25 protein-coding genes are annotated in these 25,789 nt (G+C 55.1%); 11 read left to right on the top strand and 14 right to left on the bottom strand.

Translation table 11 applies throughout. The features are described from left to right. The first annotated feature begins 55 nt into the window (after positions 1 to 55). The 7 genes from ACMV5I_RS06325 (at position 56) to ACMV5I_RS06295 (ending at position 6,831) form a co-directional block, all read left to right on the top strand. Positions 56 to 2,587: an outer membrane usher protein gene (locus tag ACMV5I_RS06325; protein ID WP_121608167.1), complete on the top strand. Its 2,532-nt coding sequence runs from the start codon at positions 56 to 58 to the stop codon at positions 2,585 to 2,587. Positions 2,588 to 2,855: 268 nt separating this feature from the next. Then, positions 2,856 to 3,605, top strand: coding sequence for a fimbria/pilus periplasmic chaperone (locus ACMV5I_RS06320; RefSeq protein WP_121608166.1), 750 nt, complete (start codon positions 2,856 to 2,858; stop codon positions 3,603 to 3,605). 35 nt (positions 3,606 to 3,640) lie between these two features. Next, a complete protein-coding gene (locus tag ACMV5I_RS06315) occupies positions 3,641 to 4,279 on the top strand; it encodes a fimbrial protein (RefSeq protein WP_121608165.1) in 639 nt (212 codons plus the stop codon). After that, positions 4,272 to 4,793 (top strand): fimbrial protein, encoded by a 522-nt coding sequence (locus ACMV5I_RS06310; RefSeq protein ID WP_414823909.1) that lies wholly within the window; start codon positions 4,272 to 4,274, stop codon positions 4,791 to 4,793. The genes ACMV5I_RS06315 and ACMV5I_RS06310 overlap by 8 nt, the downstream gene beginning before the upstream one ends. A gap of 13 nt (positions 4,794 to 4,806) precedes the next feature. Further along, positions 4,807 to 5,295, top strand: a complete 489-nt coding sequence (locus tag ACMV5I_RS06305; RefSeq protein WP_202671608.1) for a fimbrial protein — start codon at positions 4,807 to 4,809, stop codon at positions 5,293 to 5,295. A 14-nt stretch (positions 5,296 to 5,309) separates the two neighbouring features. Next, positions 5,310 to 5,858: a fimbrial protein gene (locus tag ACMV5I_RS06300; protein ID WP_414823908.1), complete on the top strand. Its 549-nt coding sequence runs from the start codon at positions 5,310 to 5,312 to the stop codon at positions 5,856 to 5,858. Beyond that, positions 5,851 to 6,831: a reverse transcriptase domain-containing protein gene (locus ACMV5I_RS06295; RefSeq protein ID WP_414823907.1), complete on the top strand. Its 981-nt coding sequence runs from the start codon at positions 5,851 to 5,853 to the stop codon at positions 6,829 to 6,831. The genes ACMV5I_RS06300 and ACMV5I_RS06295 overlap by 8 nt, the downstream gene beginning before the upstream one ends. A gap of 1,029 nt (positions 6,832 to 7,860) precedes the next feature. On the opposite strand, the gene ACMV5I_RS06290 is transcribed toward ACMV5I_RS06295, so the two are convergent. Continuing rightward, a complete protein-coding gene (locus ACMV5I_RS06290; protein ID WP_414823906.1) occupies positions 7,861 to 8,250 on the bottom strand; it encodes a winged helix-turn-helix domain-containing protein in 390 nt (129 codons plus the stop codon). Positions 8,251 to 8,728: 478 nt separating this feature from the next. Between ACMV5I_RS06290 and ACMV5I_RS06285 the strand changes: the two genes are divergently transcribed. Together ACMV5I_RS06285 and ACMV5I_RS06280 are read left to right on the top strand one after the other, a co-directional pair. Continuing rightward, entirely contained in the window at positions 8,729 to 9,541 is an 813-nt protein-coding gene (locus tag ACMV5I_RS06285; protein ID WP_414823905.1) for a winged helix-turn-helix domain-containing protein, read from the top strand. After that, positions 9,519 to 9,974 (top strand): hypothetical protein, encoded by a 456-nt coding sequence (locus ACMV5I_RS06280; protein WP_414823904.1) that lies wholly within the window; start codon positions 9,519 to 9,521, stop codon positions 9,972 to 9,974. The genes ACMV5I_RS06285 and ACMV5I_RS06280 overlap by 23 nt, the downstream gene beginning before the upstream one ends. Positions 9,975 to 10,059: 85 nt before the next feature. On the opposite strand, the gene ACMV5I_RS06275 is transcribed toward ACMV5I_RS06280, so the two are convergent. From ACMV5I_RS06275 to ACMV5I_RS06245, 7 genes are all read right to left on the bottom strand, one after another. Continuing rightward, a complete protein-coding gene (locus tag ACMV5I_RS06275; RefSeq protein WP_414823903.1) occupies positions 10,060 to 11,109 on the bottom strand; it encodes a hypothetical protein in 1,050 nt (349 codons plus the stop codon). 53 nt (positions 11,110 to 11,162) lie between these two features. Continuing rightward, the gene (locus ACMV5I_RS06270) at positions 11,163 to 13,754 is read right to left on the bottom strand and encodes a fimbria/pilus outer membrane usher protein (protein ID WP_414823902.1); all 2,592 of its coding nucleotides are present in this window, start codon (positions 13,752 to 13,754) and stop codon (positions 11,163 to 11,165) included. A gap of 61 nt (positions 13,755 to 13,815) precedes the next feature. After that, complete coding sequence (locus ACMV5I_RS06265; protein ID WP_414823901.1) at positions 13,816 to 14,544, bottom strand: molecular chaperone; 729 nt, start codon at positions 14,542 to 14,544, stop codon at positions 13,816 to 13,818. Next, positions 14,541 to 15,260 (bottom strand): molecular chaperone, encoded by a 720-nt coding sequence (locus tag ACMV5I_RS06260; protein WP_414823900.1) that lies wholly within the window; start codon positions 15,258 to 15,260, stop codon positions 14,541 to 14,543. Before ACMV5I_RS06260 ends, ACMV5I_RS06265 begins: the two co-directional genes overlap by 4 nt. Before the next feature lie 7 nt (positions 15,261 to 15,267). Further along, a complete protein-coding gene (locus ACMV5I_RS06255) occupies positions 15,268 to 15,828 on the bottom strand; it encodes a fimbrial protein (protein WP_202671615.1) in 561 nt (186 codons plus the stop codon). Next, positions 15,803 to 16,528 (bottom strand): molecular chaperone, encoded by a 726-nt coding sequence (locus ACMV5I_RS06250; RefSeq protein ID WP_202671616.1) that lies wholly within the window; start codon positions 16,526 to 16,528, stop codon positions 15,803 to 15,805. The genes ACMV5I_RS06255 and ACMV5I_RS06250 overlap by 26 nt, the downstream gene beginning before the upstream one ends. A 44-nt stretch (positions 16,529 to 16,572) precedes the next feature. Next, positions 16,573 to 17,121, bottom strand: a complete 549-nt coding sequence (locus ACMV5I_RS06245; protein WP_121608152.1) for a fimbrial protein — start codon at positions 17,119 to 17,121, stop codon at positions 16,573 to 16,575. 771 nt (positions 17,122 to 17,892) lie between these two features. On the opposite strand from ACMV5I_RS06245, the gene ACMV5I_RS06240 reads away from it, so the two are divergent. Together ACMV5I_RS06240 and ACMV5I_RS06235 are read left to right on the top strand one after the other, a co-directional pair. After that, complete coding sequence (locus tag ACMV5I_RS06240) at positions 17,893 to 18,174, top strand: FaeA/PapI family transcriptional regulator (RefSeq protein WP_121608151.1); 282 nt, start codon at positions 17,893 to 17,895, stop codon at positions 18,172 to 18,174. Between the two features lie 56 nt (positions 18,175 to 18,230). Then, positions 18,231 to 18,809: a response regulator transcription factor gene (locus ACMV5I_RS06235; RefSeq protein WP_414823899.1), complete on the top strand. Its 579-nt coding sequence runs from the start codon at positions 18,231 to 18,233 to the stop codon at positions 18,807 to 18,809. A 115-nt stretch (positions 18,810 to 18,924) separates the two neighbouring features. On the opposite strand, the gene ACMV5I_RS06230 is transcribed toward ACMV5I_RS06235, so the two are convergent. The 6 genes from ACMV5I_RS06230 to ACMV5I_RS06205 form a co-directional block, all read right to left on the bottom strand. Further along, complete coding sequence (locus ACMV5I_RS06230; protein ID WP_121608148.1) at positions 18,925 to 20,424, bottom strand: helix-hairpin-helix domain-containing protein; 1,500 nt, start codon at positions 20,422 to 20,424, stop codon at positions 18,925 to 18,927. Between the two features lie 30 nt (positions 20,425 to 20,454). Beyond that, entirely contained in the window at positions 20,455 to 22,056 is a 1,602-nt protein-coding gene (locus ACMV5I_RS06225; RefSeq protein ID WP_414823898.1) for a protein phosphatase 2C domain-containing protein, read from the bottom strand. Beyond that, positions 22,056 to 23,096 carry a TerY-C metal binding domain-containing protein gene (locus tag ACMV5I_RS06220; protein ID WP_261147700.1) on the bottom strand — a complete coding sequence of 347 codons (1,041 nt, stop codon included), beginning with the start codon at positions 23,094 to 23,096 and terminating at the stop codon, positions 22,056 to 22,058. Before ACMV5I_RS06220 ends, ACMV5I_RS06225 begins: the two co-directional genes overlap by 1 nt. A gap of 239 nt (positions 23,097 to 23,335) precedes the next feature. Continuing rightward, positions 23,336 to 23,974, bottom strand: coding sequence for a vWA domain-containing protein (locus tag ACMV5I_RS06215; protein ID WP_141130904.1), 639 nt, complete (start codon positions 23,972 to 23,974; stop codon positions 23,336 to 23,338). Next, positions 23,971 to 24,615, bottom strand: coding sequence for a TerD family protein (locus tag ACMV5I_RS06210; protein WP_024484436.1), 645 nt, complete (start codon positions 24,613 to 24,615; stop codon positions 23,971 to 23,973). Before ACMV5I_RS06210 ends, ACMV5I_RS06215 begins: the two co-directional genes overlap by 4 nt. 20 nt (positions 24,616 to 24,635) lie before the next feature. Beyond that, complete coding sequence (locus tag ACMV5I_RS06205) at positions 24,636 to 25,274, bottom strand: vWA domain-containing protein (protein ID WP_021807361.1); 639 nt, start codon at positions 25,272 to 25,274, stop codon at positions 24,636 to 24,638. Between the last annotated feature and the right edge of the window lie 515 nt (positions 25,275 to 25,789).

The following is a 25,789-nucleotide window of genomic DNA, read 5'->3' as shown; positions in this document are numbered from 1 at the left end:
TATTTAAAATAATGGAAATAGCGCTTAATGGAATAATATAAAAGGTCTGAAAATAATGGCGTTATCTTATTTTAAGGCATTGCCTTCGCGTCCGCGTACCCTGGGATTAATCATCAGCACTATCATTGGTGGCGCTACGGTCTCTGCGCAAGCTAATGAATTCAGTTTTAACACCGACGTATTAGACGTTAACGATCGCAGTAATATCGATTTAGACCAGTTTTCCCGTAGTGGTTACATCATGCCGGGCGACTACATGATGGCAGTGCAGATTAATAAGCAAGAGTTGCTGGAGCAACCCGTGACTTTTTATGCACCGGATAACGATCCGAAAGGCAGTGAAGCCTGCGTTACGCCGGAACTGGTTGAGCAATTGGGTTTAAAGCCAGAGATGAAGAACAAGCTGGCCTGGTGGCATCAGGAGCAATGCCTGGTACCCGAAAGCCTGCCAGGGATGAGTACCAAAGGGGATTTGGGGGCGGCCAAGCTGTATGTGAGCGTTCCACAGGTCTACCTGGAATACACCGCCGATAACTGGGATCCGCCGTCGCGCTGGGATGAGGGCATCCCCGGGTTGCTGCTGGACTATAACGTCAATGCTCAGACCCAGCGGCAACAGCAGAGCGGCACGCAGAGCTATAACCTCAGCGGCAACGGTACGACGGGCGCCAACCTCGGTGCCTGGCGGTTACGTGCAGACTGGCAGGCTCGCTTCAATCATCAGACCGGTTCCGAGCAAACGTCACAGAATAGCTGGAACTGGAGCCGTTTTTACGCCTACCGGGCGATCCCACGGTTGGGTGCCCAGTTGACGATAGGGGAGAACTACCTTATCTCCGACATTTTTGACAGTTTCCGGTTTAGCGGTGTCAGTTTGACCACCGACGACAACATGCTGCCGCCGAACCTGCGCGGCTATGCGCCGGAAGTTACCGGTATCGCGAAAACCAACGCCAAAGTGGTGATCAGCCAGCAGGGGCGGGTATTGCAAGAGACTCAGGTGGCGGCGGGCCCGTTCCGTATTCAGGACATCAATGGCGCGGTCTCCGGCCAGTTGGATATCCGGGTAGAGGAACAGGATGGCAGCGTGCAGGCGTTCACGATGGATACCGCCAATGTGCCCTATCTGACGCGCCCGGGCACCGTGCGCTACAAGCTCGCCACCGGGCGGCCGAACGACTGGCGTCACCATGTCAATGGCCCGCTGTTTGCTACCGGCGAGTTTTCCTGGGGCGTCAGCAACGGCTGGTCGCTTTACGGCGGCGGGGTAGCTGGGGGTGACTATAACGCCTTGGCGCTGGGGATTGGCCGTGACCTGCTGATGTTTGGTGCGCTGTCGTTTGACGCCACCCAGTCCCGCGCCCGTTTGCCGTTTAGCGATGAAACGCTAAGCGGTGGTTCTTACCGCGTGAGCTATTCCAAACGCTTTGATGATTACGATAGCCAGGTCACCTTCGCCGGTTATCGCTTCTCAGAGCAGAACTACATGAGCATGAGTGAATATCTGGATGCTCGTACTTACGGCACGCGCTCGCAGAACAGCAAGGAGATGTACACCATCACCTTTAACCAGCAGTTCCGCAGTTTAGGGCTGAGCGCCTATCTGGACTATCAACACCAGACCTACTGGGATCGGCCGGATAACGATCGCTACAACCTGGCGCTGGAGCGTAATTTCGATATCGGCCGATTCAGGAACCTGAGCGTTTCAGTCAACGCTTATCGTAATAAGTACAACGGGGTGAATGACGATGGCATGTATTTGCGGCTCTCAGTGCCTTGGGGTAATCGTGGCTCCCTTAACTACAACAGCAGTTGGAACCGCAACGACAACAGCCAACAGGTGGGGTACTTCGAACCGGTAAACGATCACGACAGCTATCAACTGAGTGCGGGCACCTCACGCGGCGGGGCGACGGCGAGTGGCTATTACAACCACCAGGGCGATATCGCTCAGATGGGCGCCAATGCCAGCTATCAGGCCGGGCGTTACTCCTCGTTGGGGCTGTCGTTCCAGGGCGGCGCTACCGCGACTGCGAAAGGTGCTGCGTTGCACCGAGCCGGCAGACTGGGCGGTACCCGAATGCTGCTGGACACCGACGGTGTAGCCGGAATTCCGATCCAAGGCTATGGGGCCAGCACTCTGTCCAACCGTTTTGGCAAGGTGGTGGTCTCCGACGTGGGCAGCTATTACCGCAATCGGGTGAGCATCGATTTGAACAACCTGCCGGATACCGCAGAAGCCACCCATTCGGTGGTACAGGCGACCTTAACTGAAGGTGCGATCGGCTACCGGCACTTCGAGGTGATCTCCGGTGAAAAAGCCATGGCGGTGATCCGCCTGGCGGACGGTTCTACCCCACCGTTTGGCGCCACGGTGCTGAACCATAAACAGCAGGAAGTGGGCATCGTCAACGACGGCGGCAGCATTTACCTGAGCGGCATCAATGCCGGTGAGGTAATGACCGTGCACTGGGGCGGGCGGGCGCAGTGTGAGCTGACGTTGCCGGGCACAATCCCCAACAGCGGCCTGACCGACCTACTGCTGCCATGCCGCCTGCTGGATGTGAGTGAGGATGGAGCCTGACGGTAAATGCTAGCGCGCTCTTGCCGAATTGAAGTGATAAACGGCTCTGACAGCGGGCGCCGAGCGTTCCCCCTTCTGGATGTGAGTGAGGATAAAGCCTGACGGTAAATGCTAACACGCTCTTGCCGAATTGAAGTGATAAACGGCTCTGACAGCGAGCTCTGAGCGATCCCCTCTCCCTGTGGGAGAGGGTTAGGGTGAGGGAAAACGCCGCTGCTGCATAACGCGAACTATCGAAATTGACCATTTTTTGCATGAGAACCACCCAATGAAATTGACCATAACAGCACCACTGATTACCGGCGTACTGCTTAGCGCCCTGACGGCCCAGTCCGCCCAGGCGGCCATCGCTTTGGACCGTACCCGGGTGATTTATGACGGCAGTCAAAAATCCCTCAGCCTGAACATCAGCAACGAGAACAAGCAGCTGCCTTACCTGGCACAGGGCTGGATTGAAGATGCACAGGGTAACAAGATCACCACTCCGTTAACCGTTCTGCCGCCAGTGCAACGTGTGGAGCCGGGTGCCAATAGCCAGGTAAAAGTGCAGGGGCTGCCAGCCGCCAACCTGTTGGCGCAGGATCGGGAATCGCTGTTCTATTTCAACCTGCGCGAGATACCCCCACGCACCGACAAGCCCAATACGCTACAGATCGCGCTGCAAACGCGCATCAAACTGTTCTACCGCCCCAAAGCGCTGATGACCGCTTCTGGCGATACGCCGTGGCAGGAAAAAATCACTCTGAGCAAACAAGGGGATAGCTACGTGGTGCATAACCCGACGCCGTACTTCGTCACCCTGGTGGATGGCAGGAGCAAGGTGAAGGGCGAGTCACTGAAAGACTTTGAACCGCTGATGGTGGAGCCAAAGGGCAAAGGCACTCTTAAGGCTAGCGCCAGTGCATTGGGCAATAGCCCGGTGCTGACCTACATCAATGATTACGGCGGTCGCCCGCAGTTGCAGTTCACCTGCAGTGGCGGCAACTGTACCGCCACACCGGTAAAAGACAGCCACTGACGACGCAACGCAATGACGTGGAAAAGGAGTGAGAGATGCAACATAAAACAGGGAAAGGCTTTCGCCGCTGGTTATCACGCCATGAACGTCAGTATCTGTTAGCTCGGGGGATCTTGGTGCTGATGGTGCCGCTGGTGATTGGCGTGGAAGCGCGGGCGGCGGACAACTGGCAGGTCGAGGGGGCCAATGGCGTATTGCGTGTGCACGGAGCCTTAACCGAAAGCGCTTGCCGGTTGGATATGACCTCTGCCTGGCAGGAAATTGAGCTGGGCGAGACTGGCACCGGGCGGTTGCGCAACATTGGCGACCACGGGGCCCCAGTGGTGGTGCGGCTCCGCTTACAGGACTGTCTGCCGGGCCCGGCTCGCACTTTGGATGCTCGTACTGGCAACCGGCTGTGGAGCGCCAACCAGCCTGCGGTTACCGTCAGCTTTAGCGCTGTGGCGGATGCAGACAACCCCCAGTTGGTGAAGGTGCAGGGTGCTGGTGGGCTGGGATTGCGGTTGACCGATGTGTGGGGGCGTGATGTGCGTCTGGGCAGCCGTGGCGCACCGCTATTGCTGACGCCGGGGCAGAACGAACTTACTTACAACATTACTCCCGAGCGCACCCGGGCGTCATTACAGGCCGGCGCTTACTGGGCGCAGATGAGTTTTGGGCTGAGCTATGACTAGTACTTTGAGTGGTATTGCCCAACGGAGGGGCCTCGCGCGGCTGTGCCTGAGTTGCGCTCTGCTGCTACCCGGCACGTTGGCACAGGCGATCACTATGGTAACGGTCACCATCACTGTGGTGGCACCGCCGCCCTGCGTAATCAATGGCGGGGGAACCCTTGAAGTAGAGTTTGGCAATGATGTGCTGACCACTCGGGTGGACGGTAACAACTATCGGCGGCCAGTCCCTTACAGCGTGCAGTGCAGCGGCAATACCAACAATGCCATGACCTTGGAACTGCAGGGGGCGGAGGCGGCGTTTGGCGGCTCTAACGTGCTGCGAACTGACAAGGCTGATTTGGGTATCGCGCTGTTTATTACCGATGCCAATGTACCGCTGCCGCTAAATACCAGGATCAGGTTTACTTATCCGGCGATACCGACGTTGAGCGCGGTGCCGACCAAACGCGCTGGCAGCACACTGACCGCAGGCGCATTTTCGGCAGGGGCCACCCTAAAAGTGGATTACCAATAACAGGAGCACTGCGATGACGTGTGATTTACCCATAAAGGCATTGCTGCTGCTGGGGGCCTTGCTCAGTTCACCGCTGTGGGCCGCGGACAATCTGTTGTTCCGCGGCACCCTGATTGAGCCGCCGCCCTGCAAGATTAACGACGGCGGGACGGTCGATGTCGATTTTGGTGAGCGGGTCGGAGTGAAAAAGGTCGACGGGGTTAACTACCTTAAGGCTATGGGTTATCGCATCAGCTGTGAGCCGGGGGCCAGCGGGCTGGACATGACCTTGACCCTGAGCGGGCAGCCGACCGGCTATGACACGGCGGCGGTCCGAACCAATCTGGCGGATCTGGGCATTCGGGTGTTGCAAAACGGCAAGCCGTTTACCCTGAACCAGCCAATCGGCATTGACCCGAATAACCCGCCGCTGCTTGAGGCGGTGCCGGTAAAAACCCCGGGGGCCACGCTAAAAGAAGGGGCGTTTGTCGCTACGGCAACGTTACAGGCGAATTATCAATGAGGGGGGCGGAACGGATGCAAGGGAATAACGGCCGCCGTCGGTATTGGCTAAATACCGCTTGGGCTGGGGTAGCACTGCTGCTCAGCCCGCTGGTGATGGGGGAGGACAACGTGCGTTTTCATGGCGCATTAGTGGCTGAGCCCTGCGTGATCCCGCCGGGGGAAGAGAATATTCAGCTGGATTTCGGCACGGTGATCGACAAATACCTGTACCTGAACCAGCGTACCCACGGGCAGCAGTTTACGCTGCATTTGGCGGAGTGCGATCTTAGCCTGGGCACGACGGTACGGGTACGTTTCAGCGGTAATGAGAACCCGAATTTACCCGGGCTGTTGGCGTTGGCAGGCGGTAGCCAGGCTTCTGGTATTGCCATCGGTATGGAAACCCCCGAAGGCGAGCCGTTGCCGCTGAACCAGAGCGGGCAGAAATACCCGTTAGCCAAGGACGACAACCTGCTCATCTTCAAAGCCTATGTGCAGGGTGAGCCTGAGGCGATAGCCAATGAAACCATTGAGCACGGGCCGTTCAGCGCGGTAGCGACTTTTAGTTTGGAATATGAATAACGCTGAGATTTGCTGGCAACGTGCCTGGCAGTGGCTTTGCCTGCGGCGCAGGCATGCTCCGGCAGACGCGGATATTTGGCATCTGCGCTACCACTGGAAACAATGTGGCGAGGCGTTGTTCGAGAGCGCAAAGTCTGGCCGATATCGGCTAACCGCCATGCAGGTGCATCATCACTTTGGCCATTCCTGGGTGCAGTGGTGCGCGTCGGATGCACTGGTATTGAAGTGGGTGGCGATGCAAGTGGAGCACCTGTTGCCGACCCATGAACGTTGCGCCCATGTGAAAGGCCAGGGCGGTGGTCGGCAATCGATCCGTCAGGTATGGCAAGCCCTTACCAGTGACGAATATGCTTTTGTTTACCGTACCGATATTCGGGGTTATTACCGGCATATCCGTAAAGGGCAAGTACTGTCGCAGGTGGAGCGTTACGTCTCTGACCCCGTATTGGTGGGGCTGATAAAACAATATCTGTATTACAGCGTTGAGGATGCGGGCGAGTTTCATACCCCAGAGTTTGGCATTTGTCGTGGGTGTGCGTTGAGTCCATTAATCGGCGCCAGCCTGTTACATCACGTAGACAGTTATTTTGCAGCACAGGAGGGAACCTTTTATGCGCGTTACATGGATGATTTTGTGGTGCTTACCCGCAGCCGCTGGCAATTGCGGCGGTCGGTTAAGCGATTATATGAATTTTTCGATCTGGGCGGTTTTGAAACCCATCCGGATAAAACCCAGTTGGGGAGAATTGAACGTGGATTTGACTGGCTGGGAGTATGGTTTACCCCCACGGGCACCACCATAGCGCCCAGAGCGTTAGAGAACCATCGAGCAAAACGAACGCGGCTTTACGAGCAAGCCAAAGCTAAGGGGCTGACTCCGTCAGCGATCGAGGCAAAGGTGCGGGCGTATGAGGCTCGGTGGAAAATTTGGGCAAACAGTCAATTGCAAGCGGCTGAATCCAGCGGGTATTGATTATTTGCTGTTGCATTTATTGAGCACTGTGTGCGCCGTAGCGTGGCGCAGTGTGTGGAGTATATAACACGCATGACTGAACGAATGTTAAAATACATCATTGTTGTCTCTCTCCTGTTGAACGCGGATACCGCCAGGGGGGCATCATACGTCCTAAACGGGAAAATCTCTCGACTACCGAACGGCTGGTACACGGTCGCTGTTGATTTTGCCTGGCCTACTGACGTACCAGGTAACCCCATACTACGATGCTATACTGGCAAATGCTACGCAGGCGTGTCGGTCGTGTTCCCTGCACTGGGAACGACCTACAGCCCCTTTGGCCAGAGGAACCTCATGCTGACCTACGCCGACCGTGAAACAGTGAACTCGATACGCGCACGCTTCGTCACGCAATTCGGATCATCAGGGCATTCCCAAATAGACAATTGGTCTGTCGGGGGAGGCATCTCCTATACCGAAATCGCTGTAGGTTGCTTCCAATACTGGCCGTACAATAAGGATGGCACGTATACCAAGGGGGTGAACCTCCCCGATGCAACCTGCGGGAGCATAGCTCCACCTGATGTAACGTGTGAAAGCCTTCCGTCCATGGTGTTCGACTTCGGCGTCGTACGGTCCGGTTCAACCTCTGGGTTACAATTGACACAACGACATAACGTACAATGCACCAACGCGACTACTGTGACGTTCAAACTAATCTCGGACTTAAATCTTTCGCGAACGTTAACGGCTAACATGTCTGTGAACGGACGTACGCTCGACCCTACGGGGGTGTCCATGGAAATCACCGGCAATACCCTACCTCTCGACTTTGTCGTGACGACCAACGGGAACGAAAACACTGGGGGCGAATACACAGCGAGCAGTGTATTGATCATGGAATACCGTTAGGGTTTCGGTCTGGATTATACACAGGGGGGGGACATGCATAGCGCTGTCCCAATGAGTTCTTTAAATAGGTACAGATGGATAGCAGAGGTGCTAATATTTGAAGTATACGGATATGCATCGGCTTTCAATGGCGGCTCAGAGAGCTGCCCGATCGTTATAAATGCCTATAGACGAATCTCGTGGAATGTCTTGTTGCTCAATGAGTTTAGTGTTTATACATAAGCCATAGTTGGGAATGGTAATGACAGTCTCGTTAGGAAAACCATTTTTTTCTAATATTTCTCGGGTCCGACGGACCAGTTGACGATAGTTACTCTCGTTTGCATCGTTTTTATCAATGCCCCAGATATAATTGATGATGGTCTGCTTTTCCTGAATCTCATTGATCAGGCATAATAGCAGTTTGGCCTGGTTCTTACTCAGCATTACAGCCTTTTGGCTATTGTTTAATTTTAATGTTCTATCCTCAATAGTCAGGCTGTAATTTTTAAGTTTACTTCTGTCTTTGATTAACGTTTCCATCATGGCTTTCCTTGGGTGTGCAAAATCCCGCATGAAAATAAAGGGTTTTCATGGCAACAGGCGTAAGGCTTGTTTTTTTCAGGTTATTAGCCTGGTTGTTAAGGCGTGATTTACACCTGCAAAAATAAAGGTTATTGACGCTGTTAGGCTTGTGTTTCGTCAGTCTGCTCGCTCGGCTTTCGATAGGATAAATCTTAACATTCGGTAAATTGCCCTTTCTATATATACTTAATTTGATGGGTTATATAAAATTTTATGCTGCATTTTTTATTTAATTAAGTTTTTATTCCGTTAATGGCGATGGTGGATTCGTTGGTTTACGCTGAAGGAGAGCTTCACACAGTATGTTGCTGAGATTTTTCCTGTAAGATTGCGCGCTGTTTTTCAAGCCGATGGAGGAGTGAAGAAAGAAGTGAGGAGGGATGAGCCCGTACAGGGGCGGTTGTCACGTAGATAAGTTCAGTTTTTTTGGGGAGAGGATATGGAGTGCATCATTAACGGGATTGTAAAATACAATTCTGATGATGGGACCTTGCTGAGTCCAGATAATGCGATTGATATGATCAAGCTCACCCGGGTGGTCAATGAGCTGTTGCTGTTGTTAATTAACAATAATCATAGCTTGTTAAGCCGGGAGACGTTGCTCAGAGAGTTATGGGAAAAAAGAGGCTTGAACGCTTCCGGTAATAACCTGAGTAACTATGTCTCTATACTCAGGAAGACGTTGGCGAAATGTGGTTGCCCGGGCTTGATCACCACCGTCCCCAAGCACGGTTTTTTGTTTGAGGCCGATATTACCCTGTTGGCGAAAACTGAAGAGCAACGGCCAGCGCCTGCGTTAGCAGAACCACAACCACCATTGGTGTTACCCGCTCCGGGCGTGGTGGCAGAGCAACCGCTCGTTGCCCGCTCTTGGCTAAAAGGAAAAATGGCACTGTCAGCGGGCGGGATAATGCTGGTGGCATTTTTGATCCTGCCGAGTGTTTATGACCAATGGAGTATGAAATCATCACGCACGGAGGTGTTTACACTGGGGCAATGCAAGTTTTATCTCACCGATGATGTCACCCGTGGGTTAGATAAAGCCCGTATCATTGCGAACCTTAAAATGATTGTGAGTAATGAAAAGCTAAACTGCTTACAAAAAGCCAATGTCTATTATTTTGCCGAGAAAAAGGGGGATGCGTCTGGGAGAGTGATGATGAACGACCTGTTAACCTATTGCCCGTACGATGGTAAGGCACCTTGCGATAATTACTATATGTCCAAATATGAAAACGAAAATGAAAACTAAGCTCTTGGTATTGGCCATGGTAATGATGGTGGCTTGGGCCGTATATGCCGTTTGGCAACGCACCCTGCAGGACCGTGTTTTTGAATGTCGGGCGCAGTTGCACACCAAAATCGCTGGCTATAGCTGCGACAGAAACAGCGTTTTTGATGTGTTTATCTCTATGCACGGTAATGGGGAGGGGTATTTGTTGATATCCGGCACCTATGCCTGCCCAAATGCATCGCCAAAGTTGGCGGACGGTATCGTGGATTTTCGCTACAAAAAAGAGGCGGGTTATTACGCTATCCATATGGGAGAAAGGAATCCTGAACTTATCAATATTTTCAAGGTGTTAAAATACGATGACATCAAATTGAAAATCAGCAAAGTGAATACCTGGGACTATATCCTTTCTTTGCCCAATCAAACGCTGATGATCTGCACAGAGGATTGAGCAAGTGGTGCAGGGTAGGTGGACGTCAGCTTCAATACGCTGGACGGCTGGAATACACCCAACCGTCTGCAGCGCCAAATACGGCTCAGTTAAACGTCACCAGCATTTCCGTAGAGGCCGTGACCGCACCGATTGGCACGCTGCTGCCTCCCGAGCACAGTCGCCAGGTGAGCTGATTGGTCAAGGTTTTGCTGCTTTCCGCATTGGTGATATTGCCCAGTTTTATGAGGAAGTTATCAAAGCGTAAGCCGGTTGTGGCCTTACAGTCGCCACTGCCTGTCACCCCGTTATCAATTTCCCCGGTGATATAGCCTCCTCCCTGGTTTAATGCCAGCCGTGAGGGTGCGCTGTTGTACAGGCCACTGATGGCGCGGAACTGCAGATTGATATTGGCATTTATCTGGTTATTAGGCTGTCCGCAGGTGGCAACCAGTTGTACTGGCTTCACCGCCAGTTCTGCATTGGCCTGGGTATTGCGAATGACCGATCCGAAGTTAATGGCTGTCGGGGTATTCACGCTACATTCCAGCGTAGAGATGCGCAGGGAAATATTGGTGGGCAATATAGAGGTAATTCTATCCCCTGAGGCAGTGCCGGAAAAGCTGCCAAAATACATGGGTGGAACTGACCCTTCTCCATCTTGTTGGGTACCGTCCGCCACCAGTACCCAGGTGCCTGAGAGCGTTGCCGTACGAGCACCCGAACTCGAGTAAAATTCCGTATTTCTCGAACTAGCAGGGGGGAGGCACCATGCCAAGCCTGGCGGTGAGGTAATATTATTTTGTGACGTTGAGGAGCCTTCGGTTTCCGGCAGCCCAATGGTGCCAGTCAACCTCCCCTGTGAATTGTTACTTAGGGTATAAGTGGCGCTACCCGAGGCCCGAGGGATCAATCCGACTCCGGAGACCCCGGCCAGCGGGAAGGCTAGATAGCCACCAATGTTTTTCAATTTACTTGAGTCCATGCATCGGGTCGGTACCTCAGAGACTGACAAGAGTCCGTATTTGGGATCAAGTAATGCATAATCGAGAGAACCACTTAATGGCGCGTTAAACGGCATGCCCTCCCATAGGATCCCCGTACCCTTGCCGATGGTGATGGTTTCCGCCAGAACGGGGGCCGCAAGGGGCATCATTAAGGCTATGCTGGCGATACCGCATGATGCTGTCTTTATTAAACGCTGTTTAATCACTGTCCTTCCTCACATTGCACATTCAGCATGCGCACTGGATTGTTTGCTGATACTGCTGCCTTGCTCAGGTTGAAGTGGGCCAGGCACTGCTGTGCAGCCCCACGGCCCCACACCGCGCGCAATTTTCCCTGTTCCGGCAACCCGCTCAGGTACACCTGGCCGGCATCACCCACGATGCCGCTGTTGATCTCCGCTCCTTCTCCGTCCAGTGTCACCAGCGTGCCGAAGGGTGCCGGTATGCCAGCCTGGGTCAGGGTTATCAGCGCCTGATAGCCGGTGCGAGGCGTAAACGTGGCCGCTACCACCGCCCCTTTGGTGGGGTAGACATTGGTACTGCTCTGCGGCAGGTCGACATCTTCCGGCAGCGTCGACGGGTTCAGGCTCACCGTGTTGTTCTGGTAAGGCGACAGGTACGGCACCACCGCATACCCGCGGCTGTCGGTACGGACTCCGCCGTTCATTACGCTCACCCCGGCAGCGCCCGGTGCGCGAACCACGGCTACTGAAGTGCCCAGTTGCTGGCTCAGCGTCACCCCGTTGGGGTGGACTACCAGCCCCCCGTTACCACTCACATTCAGCGAGTTATAGCGGCTGCTGTGACTGTACCCGGCGCTGACCATGCCCTGGCTCCCCTGCCAACCCAGATTCAGGTTGCTGGTGCTACCCCCGTTGCCACTCTGGTTGTTGTTACTCCACCCCTGCATCAGGCTGTAGGAAAGGCGGTCTTCCGCCGCCGAGCCGCTCACCCCCACCTGTTGCCGCACACGGCCTTCACTGTCGTGCGTCATCTGGTAGCTGGCGTAGCTGCGATTGAGAGCAGGCTGCGCGCTGAACAGGCTGAACGGTACCTGCATATTGAACGCCAACTGGCGGTTCTGCGGCCAATCCCCGTCGGATTTTATCCGGTCAACGCTGTAGGCCAGGCCATAGCTCACGCCGTGCCAACTGCCGGTGTAACCCGCCGACAGGGTGTTGTTCACCTGCTCATCGCCCCAGTAATCACTGCGCGCCCCCGACAGGTACAGCGATCCAAAATCTCCCAGTTGCTGGGTTACCCGCACCTGGAAATCCGAACGCTGTCGGGCCAGTGCCCAGGGCACCTGGCCTTCACTGAGCTGATAACCGCTGTTGTTGAAGTCGGCAAAGTTGTAATAGTGCCGGGTGGAGTAACGATAAGCCGTCAGATCCACCGAGGTGCCCGTGCTAAGCAGGCTTTTGGCATAACGTACCCGGTATGACTGGCCGCTCTGTCTTTCGTCATACATGCGGGCCGATGAGAGGGTCACGTCCGCCGACATGGCACCGAAATCCCCCAGCGAAATCCCGCTGCCCGCCACCGCCGAGGCGTATTTCTCCGCTATCAGCCCGCCGCCGTACAACGTGATGTCATGGGGCAGCCCGTAAATCAGGGTACCCAACGCAAAATGGGCCTCTCTGGAGCCGGTGGTGATGCCGCCGTTGTAGCGCCCAGCGGTCAGTTCGTACTTCAACCCCCCCGGACGTTGCATCACCGGCAGCGCCGAGAAGGCCTGGGTCCAGGTACGTACGCTGCCATCCGCTTCGGTCACCGTGACCGTCAGGTCTCCCCCTTGGCCGGTCTGGTACAGGTCATTAATCCGAAACGGCCCCGGGGCGACATACGCCTGGTACACCACGTTACCGTTCTGGCTGACGGTAACCCGGGCGTTGCTCTGCGCAATGCCGCTGATCACCGGGGCAAATCCCCGCAGGCTGAGCGGCAGCATGTCTTCGCTGGAGCTCAATTTCACCCCGCGAAACGGAATGCTGTCGAAAACGTCATTGCCGGTGTTGTTCTCCCCAGCCAGCACATCCGAACGCCAGGCCTGGATATCGCGTTGCAGATAGGTATTTGAGAAACGGGTTTGCTGGTTGCGTTGCGTGTCGCCATAGCCAGAGCGGCTGTTATTGTAGGTGTAGGTCATGTCACTGCGCAGGCGCCAGGCCTGCCAGTTCAATCCGCTGTGCAGCCCCAGGAACAGGTTGGACTGTTCGCTGGCGGATTGGCCCCACTGCCCGTCCTGGCGGCTGCGCCCGCCGTTGAGGGTATAGTTGAGTAAAAACGCGGTCATGCCCTGGTCCCATAGCGCAGGGTTAACCACGCTGCTGGCGTCCGGCTTCATCGCTACCTGGGGAATGCTGAGTTCCAGGCGCTGTTGCTGAAAATCAAAGTGCACCCGGGCATCAGGGATCAGGGTGGTCAGGTCACTGACTGGCTTGTCGACCGGCAACCCGCCAAAAGTGGGCAATGCGGAGGTATTGATCCCCATCTCCGCCAGGAAGGCGGGAGTCAATTCCGGGCTGACCTGGCCCTTGTCACCCGGGGTGAACACGACGCGGTATTGGCCACGCTCGCTGCGGTTGACCAGTACCGTCACCAGATAGGTGCCCGGCGGGGTCTGTCCGGCGCTTTCAAACGCACTCAGGTCGGTGACGGCTTCCAGGCCACCACCAAGCGACAACAGCGCCGGGTCAAAGTAGTCGCGGCCCCAGGCTGGAGACGTGCCTGCAATCAATGCGCTGCCCACCAGGAGTGGGGAAAGAGCAAGGGCAAGAGGGTGAATTTTCATGGTTATCCTATCCGTCTGAAAGAACGTGGCTCCCCGTAACGAGCCAGGAAGGGAGAAATCGTCAATCCTGTTGGGCAACCGGGGTATCCCAGCCATCTTCATCAATCAGCTGCCAGCTGACTTTCCCGCTCGCGGTGGCGGGCAGGGTGTAAGACTGCTTGCCGAAAGGCGGTACCATCAGGCGCAGAGCCGGTTTGTCCAACGCCACACTCCCCACCGCCAGGCGGGAGAAGGTGAGCCAGTAGGGGGTCGGATTGGTTGCTGTCAATTGGTCGCCTGCCCGGCGGAAGGTCAGCTTCGGGGCCATGTCTGCCACGGCGCGTTTCACCAAACCCGCCGGGCGGTAAAACAGTTTGATATTGCTCACGACCGTCATCACCATCTGCTCACCGTCGGGCTGCTGGGTGGGCAGCGCCTTCATGGAGATAAAAAACACCGACTCGCGGTCGTTAGGCAGCGGCACATCGTTGCGGCGGATACGCAGCGCCAGTTCACCGTTCGCTTCCAGGCGAGCGAGCGGCGGCGTGACAATAAATGGCATCACCGGGGTGCCATGCCAGCTCAGATCGACATCCCCGGTGGCTGGATCGACCGGGCGGATCCATGACTGCATCAGATACGGTGCCGGGCTTTTGTTGTAGGCGGTCAGCGTTACGCCCTGCTTTTCGCCCTCCGGGTAAATCACCCGCAGCACGTAAAAGGATATCCCCGGCGAGACGTTGTCCTGTGCCAGGCCCATTTTGTTGACCAACAGGCATAGGCCCATCAGAAGATAAATCGGGTATTTCATGGTGTGGTCTCCGTGGAGGCTGAACCTGTCTGCTGGCAGGACTGGGAGAGCCCGCCAAAGTCGGTGAGCGTCTGCCAGGCCACCTTATTCACCGGCCCGTCAACGGCCAGGGTGATGTTGCTGTGCGGAGGTACCATCGCCGGTTGTTGGTCTAGCGCCACGGTATGCCCGTCAACGGCCAGCATCCCCAGGGTCTGAAAATAGCCGGTGGGATTGATGGCCCGCACGCCGTGTGCTTCACGCTTGAACGTCAGCAGGCAAGGGGTGTTGTCCGCGGGTAACGCCAACCCTTGCGGGCGATAAAACAGCTTGATCACGAAACGTACCCCTATCGACAGCCGATCGGCCGCCGTTACGGGTTCAGCCTGTGCAGGAATGGCCGAGATAGAGAGATAAAACAGGGATTCCTGGTCGGTGGGCAGCGTGGCACCCTGCGGCAATAGCCGTAGCAGTTGGCGGCTATCGCCTTGCAGCGAGAACAGCGGTGGCGTAACGATAAACGGCGCAGGGGTCGTATCGTCCAGGCAGTTTTGTACTCGGGCCTGGACCAGATAAGCCTGTTGCCCGCTATTGCTGACGGTGAGGGTTTGTGCTTTATCCGCGGAAGAAAAAATAACGCGCGTCTGTCCCAGGCTGATGCCGCCGCTCCCGGCTTGTGCAGACAGGCTGAAAGTGAGCAGCAGGCTTGCTAGCACCAGATAAAATCGCTGTGTCATCGGGCCCTCACTGATAGAGAAACGTAAACATCAGCGTGGCCGTCACGTCACCGGTCGCGACCGTGGCACACCCGGTGCTGCCGCCACAACTGGCACCGGCATAAAAGGTGAACGTCTGGTTGACCGGTATCTGTCCGGGGTTCGCCAGTGAAATCACGCTGTTGTTTTTGACTTCGGGCTGGCTGTAATCCGGCACGGAGGCACTCTGGATCACCAATATCCCGGTATTCGCCGCCGATCCGGCATTGCGAAACAGCCATTTGCTGTCTTGGGTGGTGCCGGTGCCGGCGATAGTCACTACAGGCTTGAGGCTGCCGCCCGCAGAGCCGGTGCAATCCTGCACGGACAGGGTAAAGGGCTGTGGAGCAACCAGCTGGTTTGGGCGCAGCTGGGATTTAGCGATGACACCCAAAGGCAGAGTGCTTCTATCCAGGCTGAGCGTGCAGGTGCCATTGGTCAGCACGGCGGAGAAATCCAGCGTTACGGCCTGCACCGGGGCGGATACCGCTCCACCACCTGCCAGCACTACAGCCAGCGCGGCCTTAAGGTAACGTTGCGCTGAACGCATCGGTGCCTCCGGTATCATTAATGGTCTGCCACTGCACCCGCTTGCCGGTTGCCAACGGTGTTTTAACCGGCCAGATATGGTTGCCGAAAGGGGGGAGCATGAGTGCAGCCGGCGTGTCCAAGGCCAGTTGTTGCCCCCCCACCTTCAAGTCGGCCAGGCTGACAAAATAGGGAGAGGGATTGGTCACCTTCAGCCCCCCAGCCACGCGGGAGAACTGCAACTCTTTTTGGGCGGCGGCAGAGGAACCGCTCAGGCTCGCAGGCCGGTAGAACAGCTTGATAATGTTGCCCACGCCGAAACGCAACTGGGCCTGCACGTCATTACGCTGTTGAGCCGGATCCCTTTGCGTACTGGCCGGGATCGCGGTGGCATGCAAATAAAACACCGACTCCCGATCGTCAGGTAGCGGCTGGCCGGTAAAGGCGATACGTAACTGATTGGTGCTTTGAGGTTCCAGACGGAACAGCGGCGGCGTCACGGTGAACGGGGCCGCGGTCTGTGCATCCTGTTTACCGCTGATAGCCGTTTGTACCAGGTACGGTTCGTGGTTAAGGGTGTTGCGTACCGCGACGTTGATACTGCTGGCACCTTCAGGGTAAATCAGGCGGGTGGCATTAATGCCAAACCCGGCGGACCAGCCTGCCAACGGCGCACCCAGCAGGGCCACTAGCAGCGAAAACAGGGAGATAAAGCGCGTCATATTGCGGATCCTGAAAAGGCGGGCCATCGGCCCGCTGGAACACATCAGTTGTAGGCAAAGCTGAACAGGATTGGGGCGCTAACCATACCGATATCTGGCGTGAGGGACGTAGAGGCCAAACCAGCCTGCAGGCTCAAGGATTTCGCGTTGAAATCGCCCGCTTCCGGGGTCTCACCTGCTTTGGCTACCGATAACTTTTGGCCGGCGGTAATGTAGGTGGTTGGTGAGGTCACTTCACTTAACATGATGCCGGTATTGGTGCCGGTGCTGTTAAAGATGTTCGGGTTGCCCCCTAGTGTCTGGCCGGTGACGATCAGGCTTGCCTGATCGCCTGCTGCTGCCGGGGTTTCACAGTTGCTCAGGCCCACGGTGAAGGTTTTTATACTCTGGGTCACCGGGGTGGCGACTGCGGTGATTGCGGTTTTGGAGTAGTTACCCAGGTCCAGGCTAGCGTTGGAGAGAGAAACGTCACAGGTCGCTGCGACAACGTTGGCGGTAATGGTCATCTGGGCGTTAGATGCGGCCTGAGCCACGCCAGATCCTGCCAACAAAGCTGCAACAACCGGGGCCAGAGTAAAAATAGACTTACGCATAATGAATTCCTTATTTACGTATTAAAAAAGTGAATAAAATCATTTCGTAGCGGATTATTAGCCACGAGCCATCATTTATCTGAACAGTCCGAGCAGACAAAGCACCTTCAATAAGATCATCACTACTGATACCGTCAGTTTTTTAAGAAGTGAGCAAAGCATCCTGATGCTATTTCCATGTGTTTTTTAAGCCAAGACTATTCCCTAATGGATTGAGAGAGGTTGGCTATCCATCAAGCATGAAAGACTTGTTGTGCTGCTGTCTTTCCATCATGGAATACACAGTTTGGCTGAGCTGGAAATGGAGGGTTTTCCTCACTCTATAATTATCTAAATCGAAAACAAAACCTTTCATTTTGATTTTTCATTAAGATTAATCTCTCAGTGGTAATGATATATGTTTAGGATACTTCCCGGTCGCTCATTGAAGCCGGGATTATTACGGTCAACCTTATTTTTTAAAAGTTTTTTTTGATGAATAAAGAGATTTTGCAATAATTGCCTTGGCAGGTGGTTTTTATGGCTAAATTGCGAGTTATTATCGTATGTATCATTATGTTTCCGGTGTATTATATCGCAAATTTAATTTAGTCAGATTTAAAACTCGTTATTGTACCGTTTATGAATGCTTTCATCCGATGTGGTATTAAATACACTCAGAAAGCCAAGCAAACAGGACCTGCATGCCGTTTGCCGCTTTGATCAGTGGGCTTTGGCCTGTAACACGGGCTTATTCATCACGAACGCTCGTAAGAGAAAAGGTTTAACCTAATGAAATATAAGAAACATAATGCAGCCTTCGACAAGGTTCTGACGGCGTTGCAGGTGTTGAGCCGTGTTGATTGCTGCCCTCCCGATACATTGCCACCTAGAGATAAATGGCCCAAGACCCGGGATATTGCCGATTACTGTGATACCAACATTTATGTGTCCCGCTACTACCTGATGAAACTGGTAAAGAAAAAGAAGGCGCATGTCTCATCGGTGCCAGACCAAAAGAGCTTACGCTGGTGTATTGCAACACCTACCCGGGGTGGGGATATATCCCAATGATGTATCACATCATCAACGGTGTCATTTAAAAAGAATCAGGCTGTTAAGGTGTCGATATGAACTCACGCATCGTTATTGCTCTATGGGGCAAAAATCTCTATTTCTTACAAGGTATTCGCCACCTTTTTGAACGGTATTTTTATCTCCGGGGAGTATCCCCTCTATTTGTTCATGCAGATTGCAATGATATTATTCATCTGAAAGTTGCGGATCTGATTGTCAGGAGCAATGCCAGCTGGAGGGGAGAAGGGTATCAACGCTACCAAATCTTCCTAATACGGAACAAAAATACAGAAGGGGTCACCTATCAACAGGGAGAAATCGGCCTGAATGATAAACCCGAGGCGGTGATGCAACAGCTGGATAGGCTGTTCGACGTGCAGCTCAATAATAATGCCCCCTGCGTACCTGACTACGAAAAGATCACTCGGCGAGAGCGGGAAGTCTTGCAGGCGATAGCAGCAGGCTTATCGCCTACACAGATCGCCAGAAAGTTGCAGATCAGCACCAAGACCGTCAGCGCCCATAAGCAGGCATCCATGCGAAAATTGGGATTCCAGCGCAGTCACGATCTGTACCATTGGCTGTGGCAAGGCAGCCCGGACATATCGAGGAGCACAGTGGGAGAGGGATGATGCTACCTAAGGGTGAGAAAGCACTAATGGTTGTTTTTTTAAGGGGTACAGGTGTGGGCCTTCCTTTCCCCTATAACTTAGTGCGGGGGGCACCACACCCCGCACTCACCAAAGCTTAGTTTTCCACCAACTGCACCACTACCAGCCTGCCGCCCTCCTCGGTGGAGAGCACAAACTGAACCCCATCGTTCAGCGCCAGCTTGTCACCGATCGCCACCGGGGTCTTATCCGGCAAGGAGAGCAGCCCGCTGATACCTTCATTCACCAGCCACCACTGATCGTTATGGAATACGAAATAGCCCACGCGTTTTTTCTGCGCGTCTGGCGTACGTTCGTTGGGGGCGATCAGGCGGTTAACGTGCCAGGCATAAATCGACTGGCCGCTCCATACCATCAGGCGATGATCGTCGGGGCGGAAGCTCCCGGCTTTACGCGAGGAATAAAGGTTCAGGATCGGCAGCTTACCCTTGAACGGTGTGCCGCAATACGGACAGGCCGGGCGGTTTTTACCGGAGAACACATACCATTTCTGTTCGCAGGCAGCGTTTTGACACGGCTGGATCAGATCGACCGTTTTCACCAGCGCCGTTTCCCACTCATCGGCGGTTGGCCGCCTGGTGGGTTCGTGCAGGCCTTCAATAAACGCCCTTTCAAACAGCGGCGTCAGGTAGGGGCCCATAATGGTGTAGGGCACTTTCTGCGGATCGGCCCAAGGCAGCGAAGAAGGGCTGACCTGGTTGAGTTTGACCGCGTTGCTGTGATCGGTCGGGTGCTCTATAAACAGCGCCCTCTCACCCATCGCCAGCGATTCGTCGCGCATCTCGTCGTCCATGTCATGGATCTTGCCGCCGCGCAGCGGGTGGCGGAAGAACAGATACATGTAGATCAGCACGGATAACGCATGCCTGTCGGTGGCGATGCTTGGCAGTATGCGCTGCGGATCTTCTTTCGGCAGATGGCTGGTTTTCACCACTTCCGGAGCAATAAAGTCCGGCGTGCCGACCACGTCTGGGGGATATTTGCCTGGTACCACCAGTCCGTCGACGTCAATGATGCAGGCGTGGCCCTGCTCGGGGTCGATCAGCACGTTTTTATAGCTCAGATCGCTATGGCACAGGCCAGCGGCGTGCATACGCCGGACTGCCCGGGTCAGCAGCAAGCAGACCTTCAGGTAATTCAGGGTGTTGCCGCGTTCGCGCGGATCCAGGAACTTGTTCTGGTTATTGGCGCTGGCAAACCATTTACCTTCCTTCTCGCGGCCTTTAATCCCCAGGAAGTCGTTATTCTTTGAGCCGTACTTGAAGAAGAAGTGGCTCTGGTAGGTGGGCACCACGATGCCGATCTTGCCGTCGTGTTCCACTATGCTGGTGGGCCAACAAAACAGCCCTTGCCAGTAATCGCCACCGGCTTGCTCAAAGATGTTCTGCCTGTAGCGGCCAGTGATCATCTCGATGCGTTCTTTCGCCTGCTCGTTCTGCGGCTTCTTATAGAACGCCACTACGTATGACTTATCCGGCGAAAAGTAGACGTCCTTCATGGAGCCGGAGCCGATGATTTCATCGACATACTGGATGGTTTCGCCATCCCTGGTGGTACAGGTAACAATATTTGCCATTTTACTCACCCGCTATGTAGTCCAATCCATTCACCACGCCACGATAAGGGTCCGATCGTCGTGATTGCCCGGGGAGAAGAAGTTCAGCCATTCGGCCAGCCGCTCTGCGGGCTGCGAGGGATCGCTCAGGCAGGGCGTCAGCTCCGCGATCAGGTCATCCCACTTCTGGCTATTTTGCAGGCCATTATCCGTTTCAAAGCGGGGATCGGAGACGCCGTCGGTCATCAGCACCAGATGAGAGACCTCAGTCCATTTACCGATGCTGATGCGCTTACTGAAGTTCGCATCGTTCACCGCATCGGCATCCAGGAAACGCGTTTGGCCCGCATACTCACCGCTGTCTGGCGTGCCCAGTACGCGCACTTTGCCCACCGGCCCGTAGGCTGCAATGGCACCGTCGCCCAACCAGAATGAGGCGGCGAACAGCTCGGCCCCGGTACGGAATGAGACGGTGACCAGCAGCGTGGTGGAATAGGATTTGGCGCTCTCTTCGGCCCGGATGGATTCATTGCTGATATTGTTGACGGCCATGATCGCGGCCTGGCGGAACAGGCGATTAAACGCTTCCCAGACTATCCGTTGATCGTCAGTTCCCCAGTTTTCAACGCAGGCTTTGAGTTCCAGGCCTTTGTCGCTATTCAACAGGGTAGTCAGGTAGTCGCCCACGGTTTGAGTCGCGATACGCGAGCCCTCGCGCGAATTTTTCGCGCTACCGGCTCCGTCGGCTACCAACATGACGTTCCAGCCGGTGTTGCTATTGCTGGCGATGTAAAAGTCATCATCGCGGAAGGTGCCCGCATGCTCATGGGAACGCCCCCTGCGGCTGGCTGCCATGATGTTCACGCCAGGCTCCAGGATCTGCTGATGGGCGACATGCGGTTTGAAATAGCGCGAATCGGCAGGCGGCTCGAGGATTTTCCACAAGCTGCGCGGGTCGGGGTTAACGATAAAGGGGACTTGGGTGGAGCATTGCGGTGCAGTGGAGCAAGACCAGGTAACCGTGATGTCAAAGTCGCCGCTTTCGGTGGCGGTTCCTGCCAGTGAAGAGGTCGCCGGATCAAAGGTGATGCCGATATCTTTAGAGAACGCGACGGCCAGCACTTCGGCGGTCGTTCCATCATCCAGCACGATATCGATTTCAGAGTGGAAGGGGACGCCGGTACGGGCATTAGCCACGTTGATTTTTGCCTGCGGCTGATTGTTCTGCGGCGTGCTAATCGGGGTAGCGGTGCCGGACGGGATCTGGCCTGGCTTCAGGTTTTCTTTGGCGGTTTCTTCAGGCAATGTGGCATCTCCTTGCACTTCCAGCGGCTCAAACGGTGCTTTCTGCCAGTCGACTGGTGTTGGCAGATCTGCGGTTTCTGGGGCGGCAACAGGGATGTCATCGCTCTTGGTGAGGACCACTTTAGGTTCGTCGGCCAAGGTATCGTCATTGGCAACCAGCGGCGGAGCTTCTGTTGTCTCAACCGTTGCGGGGGTCTTGGCAGTCACTTTGGTGATGAGGTTGGTCAGCAAGGTGCCGATCTCATCATCGGCTTGCAGGCTGGCAAGCTGGGCGTCATCCGTCGTTGCGCCCGTTTCTGCCAGGATCAGCATGAGCACGTTTTGGCGCAGTTTCTCCACGTCTTGCATCAGCCTTTCCCTCGCGTCACGTCAAAATCAGAGTCGCCGCCGTTTTCCCTGAACGTCAGCCCCTTATCGCACCACGGGCAGATAACGTCATCGGGCCCGTTGACGCACAACAGCTTGCCGCAGGTACACATTGCAAAGGCGCTGGCATTGCCGCAGTACGGGCAACCCGGCACGCCGTGCAGTTCGCTGGTATTGACCTGAATGGCGGATGCCGATTCGTCGCTCCAGGTAAAATAATCCTCATCGATCGGGAAGCAGCCGTTGAGGTTGAAGCCGTTGATATTGAGCTTGAAATCCAGCGAGGAGAGGTTGATGGCCGGGCGTTCGTATTTCATCAGATAAGGGCGGCGTGACTTGCTGCAACGGCCCGTCAGGGTGACGCAGTTTTCGTCGTAGGCTCTGGCAATATCGTCTTTGGCCAGCCGCACAATGTGGTCGGTGTGGGTGAGCAGCGGAGGTGCATCTTCCCCCACGCTGCGGCTGTGCGCAGAGACAGACGCGGTGATCCACTTAATGAACTGGGCGAAATCCCCTTCCTGACTGTCGGTGAACAGTAGAACGTTGTCGGTCAGCTGCCGCAGGATGTTCATATCCGCCGAAGGGCCAAGGCCGATGGCGATCAGGTTGACCTTATTGGCGTAGTTTTCTTTCCAGCGCCTGATTTCGGGGGCGGTATCGTCCGTTGGGCGGCCATCGGTGAGCAGGTACACCACCGGTTTCCAGTCGCCTTTGCGTTCCTGGGTGGTTTTTCTGACCTGTTGATCCAACTGACGGGTGAGTTCCCGCAATGCCGCGCCCAGGTTGGTACCGCCGCCGATCGGCAGGCGAGGGGGATAAAACGACACCACCTCCACCAGCGGTACGATGGTTTTTGCCACCCCGGCGAAGGCGATCACCGATATCCAGGCGGTCTCAAGCGCGTGGGGGTCCTTTTTCAGGTCGCTGACGATCCTTTGCAGGCCATCATTCATTTTCTTCAGGCTTTCCCCGATCATGGACTCTGAGCAGTCCAAGACCAGGAAGATGGGCAGTCTTCTCATGGTTAAAAACCTCGTCAGGCGGATGCGTCTTGCAATGCGCGTCATGGGGCAATGAAAAAACAGGCAAAGCTCCGGGTAGAGGCTTTGTCTCAGATTGATGACAAACTGGCAACGTTGCTGAATTTGTAGGAGCCGCGCTGTGTGACCATTGCTAACTCATTGATTATCCAAACGGGCGCAGCATGCAGCGCCCCTACGTTGTGAGTCCAGTGACCGCAGTCTCAAGCTTTGCCTGTTGGCTACAGAACCAGCTGTATTTCCGGTGGTGGTGGCGGGAGGTTATCCTGCCCGGCGTTAACACCCGCACTGGAACTGCCTGACGCGACGCTGGCCGACACCCATTTGAAGAAGCCGGAAAATGCCGTTGAATCCAGAGTTTCGAGAGCCACAACCTGAGAGGTCAGTTGCTTGAGGTGTTCATGTTTGGCCTTCGGCCCGACCGCACAGGCGATAATGGAGCCGAAGGAACGTTTTTTGACTTCTTTGATCGCCTCGCCATAGGCATAGCTGTCTGACGGGGTGCCATCGGTCATCAGGAAGACCAGTGGCCGCCAGTCGCCTTTCTGATCGCCATCGGAGCGGTGGATATCCCGATCGACACATGTGATCAGGCACTCAAGCGCGGCCCCGGTGAAGGTGCCACCCGCGCTGGGGACGACAATGTCGCTGAACTGGAACTCTTCTAATGAGGTTAGCGGGATAAACTCCCGGGCTTCGTTATCAAAGGTGATGATGGAGATATGCACGCTTTCCAGCGCATACGGATCCTGGCGCAGCGCGCTCATCATTGACTGAATGCCCACGTTAACGGCATGGATAGATTCCCCGCGCATCGACCCGGAGGTATCAATCAACAGGTAAACGGGTAATCTTCTCATTGCAGGTAGTTCTTCAAGTGGGACACGAAGGAGTCGGACTCGGAAGGTTCGCCAATGGCGTTCAACTTCCAGCCCGTGCTTTCACGCACCAGCTCGGCAAACAGCATGGAGCGCTGGCCATCGAAGGCGGCCCCACCCGAAAGGTCGAAACGTGCCATCTCAACGTTTTTGGCATCCACCGCACGGATAAAGGCATTTTGCACCTTGCCGAAGTGCTGTTTCAGCTCCTGGCCGTTATAAATCTGCACGATGAAAACGATTTTTTCGTACTTGGGATCGAGGGAGTTCAACTGGGCGATAATCTGCTCGTCATCACCATCGCCCGCACCGGTACGGTTATCGCCGGTCAGCCAGATGTGGCCAGACTTATGGCGCAGGCTGTTGAAGAAAATGATATCCCCGTTAACCAGTGAAGGCCGGCCGTTTTCCACATCGCCCAGATCGGCGACTTTGCCTTGGGCATTACACAGGAAGGCGATGACGTCGAGATCATACTCCGGCTCTTTCTTGCCAAACAGACCACCCAGCAAACCTTTCTTCTCTTCATTGATATCCCAGCCGAGCCCAATGGTGACTGAGGAAAGGTCGTGTTCGTTTTTACGCAGGCTGACGCTTTGTCCTTTACGCAAACTGACTGACATAAAATCTCCTTGAAAATGTTTTATAGAACAACGTTAACTTCGGGTGGTGGTGGCGGTAAATCGTCCAGGCCAATAACTTCCTTTTTACCTGACTCGACTTTCTGGCTGCCGACGGAAATGCTGGCCGACACCCATTTAAAGAAGGCTTTGATCGAGGTGGAGTCCGCCGTATCCAGCTGGAGCACGATCTCGGTGATTTCTTGTAGTACTTTGGTTTCGGCACTGTGGCCAGCGGCACAGGCAACGACCACGCCGGTTCTGGCGGCTTTAAAGTCGCTGACGCCTTTGCGCCAGTCATCCGTTGGCGAGCCATCGGTCATGATGAACACCAGCGGGCGCCAATCGCCTTTGGTCTCGGCGGTGGTTTTCTGCACTTCGTTGCTGATGCTGGTGGCGACCAGTGAGAGGGCCTCACCCAGCGCGGTGGTGCCGCTGGCCACCAGTTCTGGCAGCTTGAAGCTCAGCAGATCGGTGAGGGGCACTGCTTGGCGTGCGGAAGAATCGAAGGTGATCACGGAAACATAGGCGGTTTCAAGGGCGTAGGGATCTTGTCGCAGGGTGGAGAGCAGCGTTTGCACCCCATTTTTGACCGCTTCAATGGGTTCGCCCGTCATGGAGCCCGAAGTATCAAGTAACAGATAGACCGGAAGTCTTCTCATCGTATTCCCTTATTGAGTGCCGAGTTTACATAATAAGTGTTCTGGTCGTTATCTCAACAGAAATACCCACGTTTGCAGGAGTGGATTTGTTGATTTTGCGATCGCTTTATCCCCTCACCCCGACCCTCTCCCACAGGGAGAGGGAGCCCGCGCGGAGTTGTGGTCGGGGGCGGGAGTTGATCTGTAACAGGGCTGATAGAGAGGATGCCGTTGAGTTGTAGCACCGACTGTCCCCATCATTTTCCACAGGGAGAGGGAACTGATTTGGCGTTGGCATTAATCGGTGGCACTGCAGAGGGCGCAGCATGCAGCGCCCCTACGACGGAGGATCGGGTGATGTTTGTAGGAACGTATTTGGTTCGGGAGTTGATATGTAGCACGGATAGTCCCCTCTCCCTGTGGGAGAGATACCGTCTTGTCGGCTATCCGGCAAGCGGTATTTCCGCATTAAATGTCTTTCCTGATTTCACCACACCATAGGCCAGTTGCAGCAGTTTTCGCATCGCCGCACACAC

The sequence above is a fragment of the Serratia sp. T13T92 genome (genome assembly GCF_047530105.1).
Lineage (GTDB): Bacteria > Pseudomonadota > Gammaproteobacteria > Enterobacterales > Enterobacteriaceae > Chania > Chania fonticola.
The sequence above is the reverse complement of the archived record's forward strand: the minus strand, read 5'-3'. Positions and strand labels throughout refer to the sequence as shown.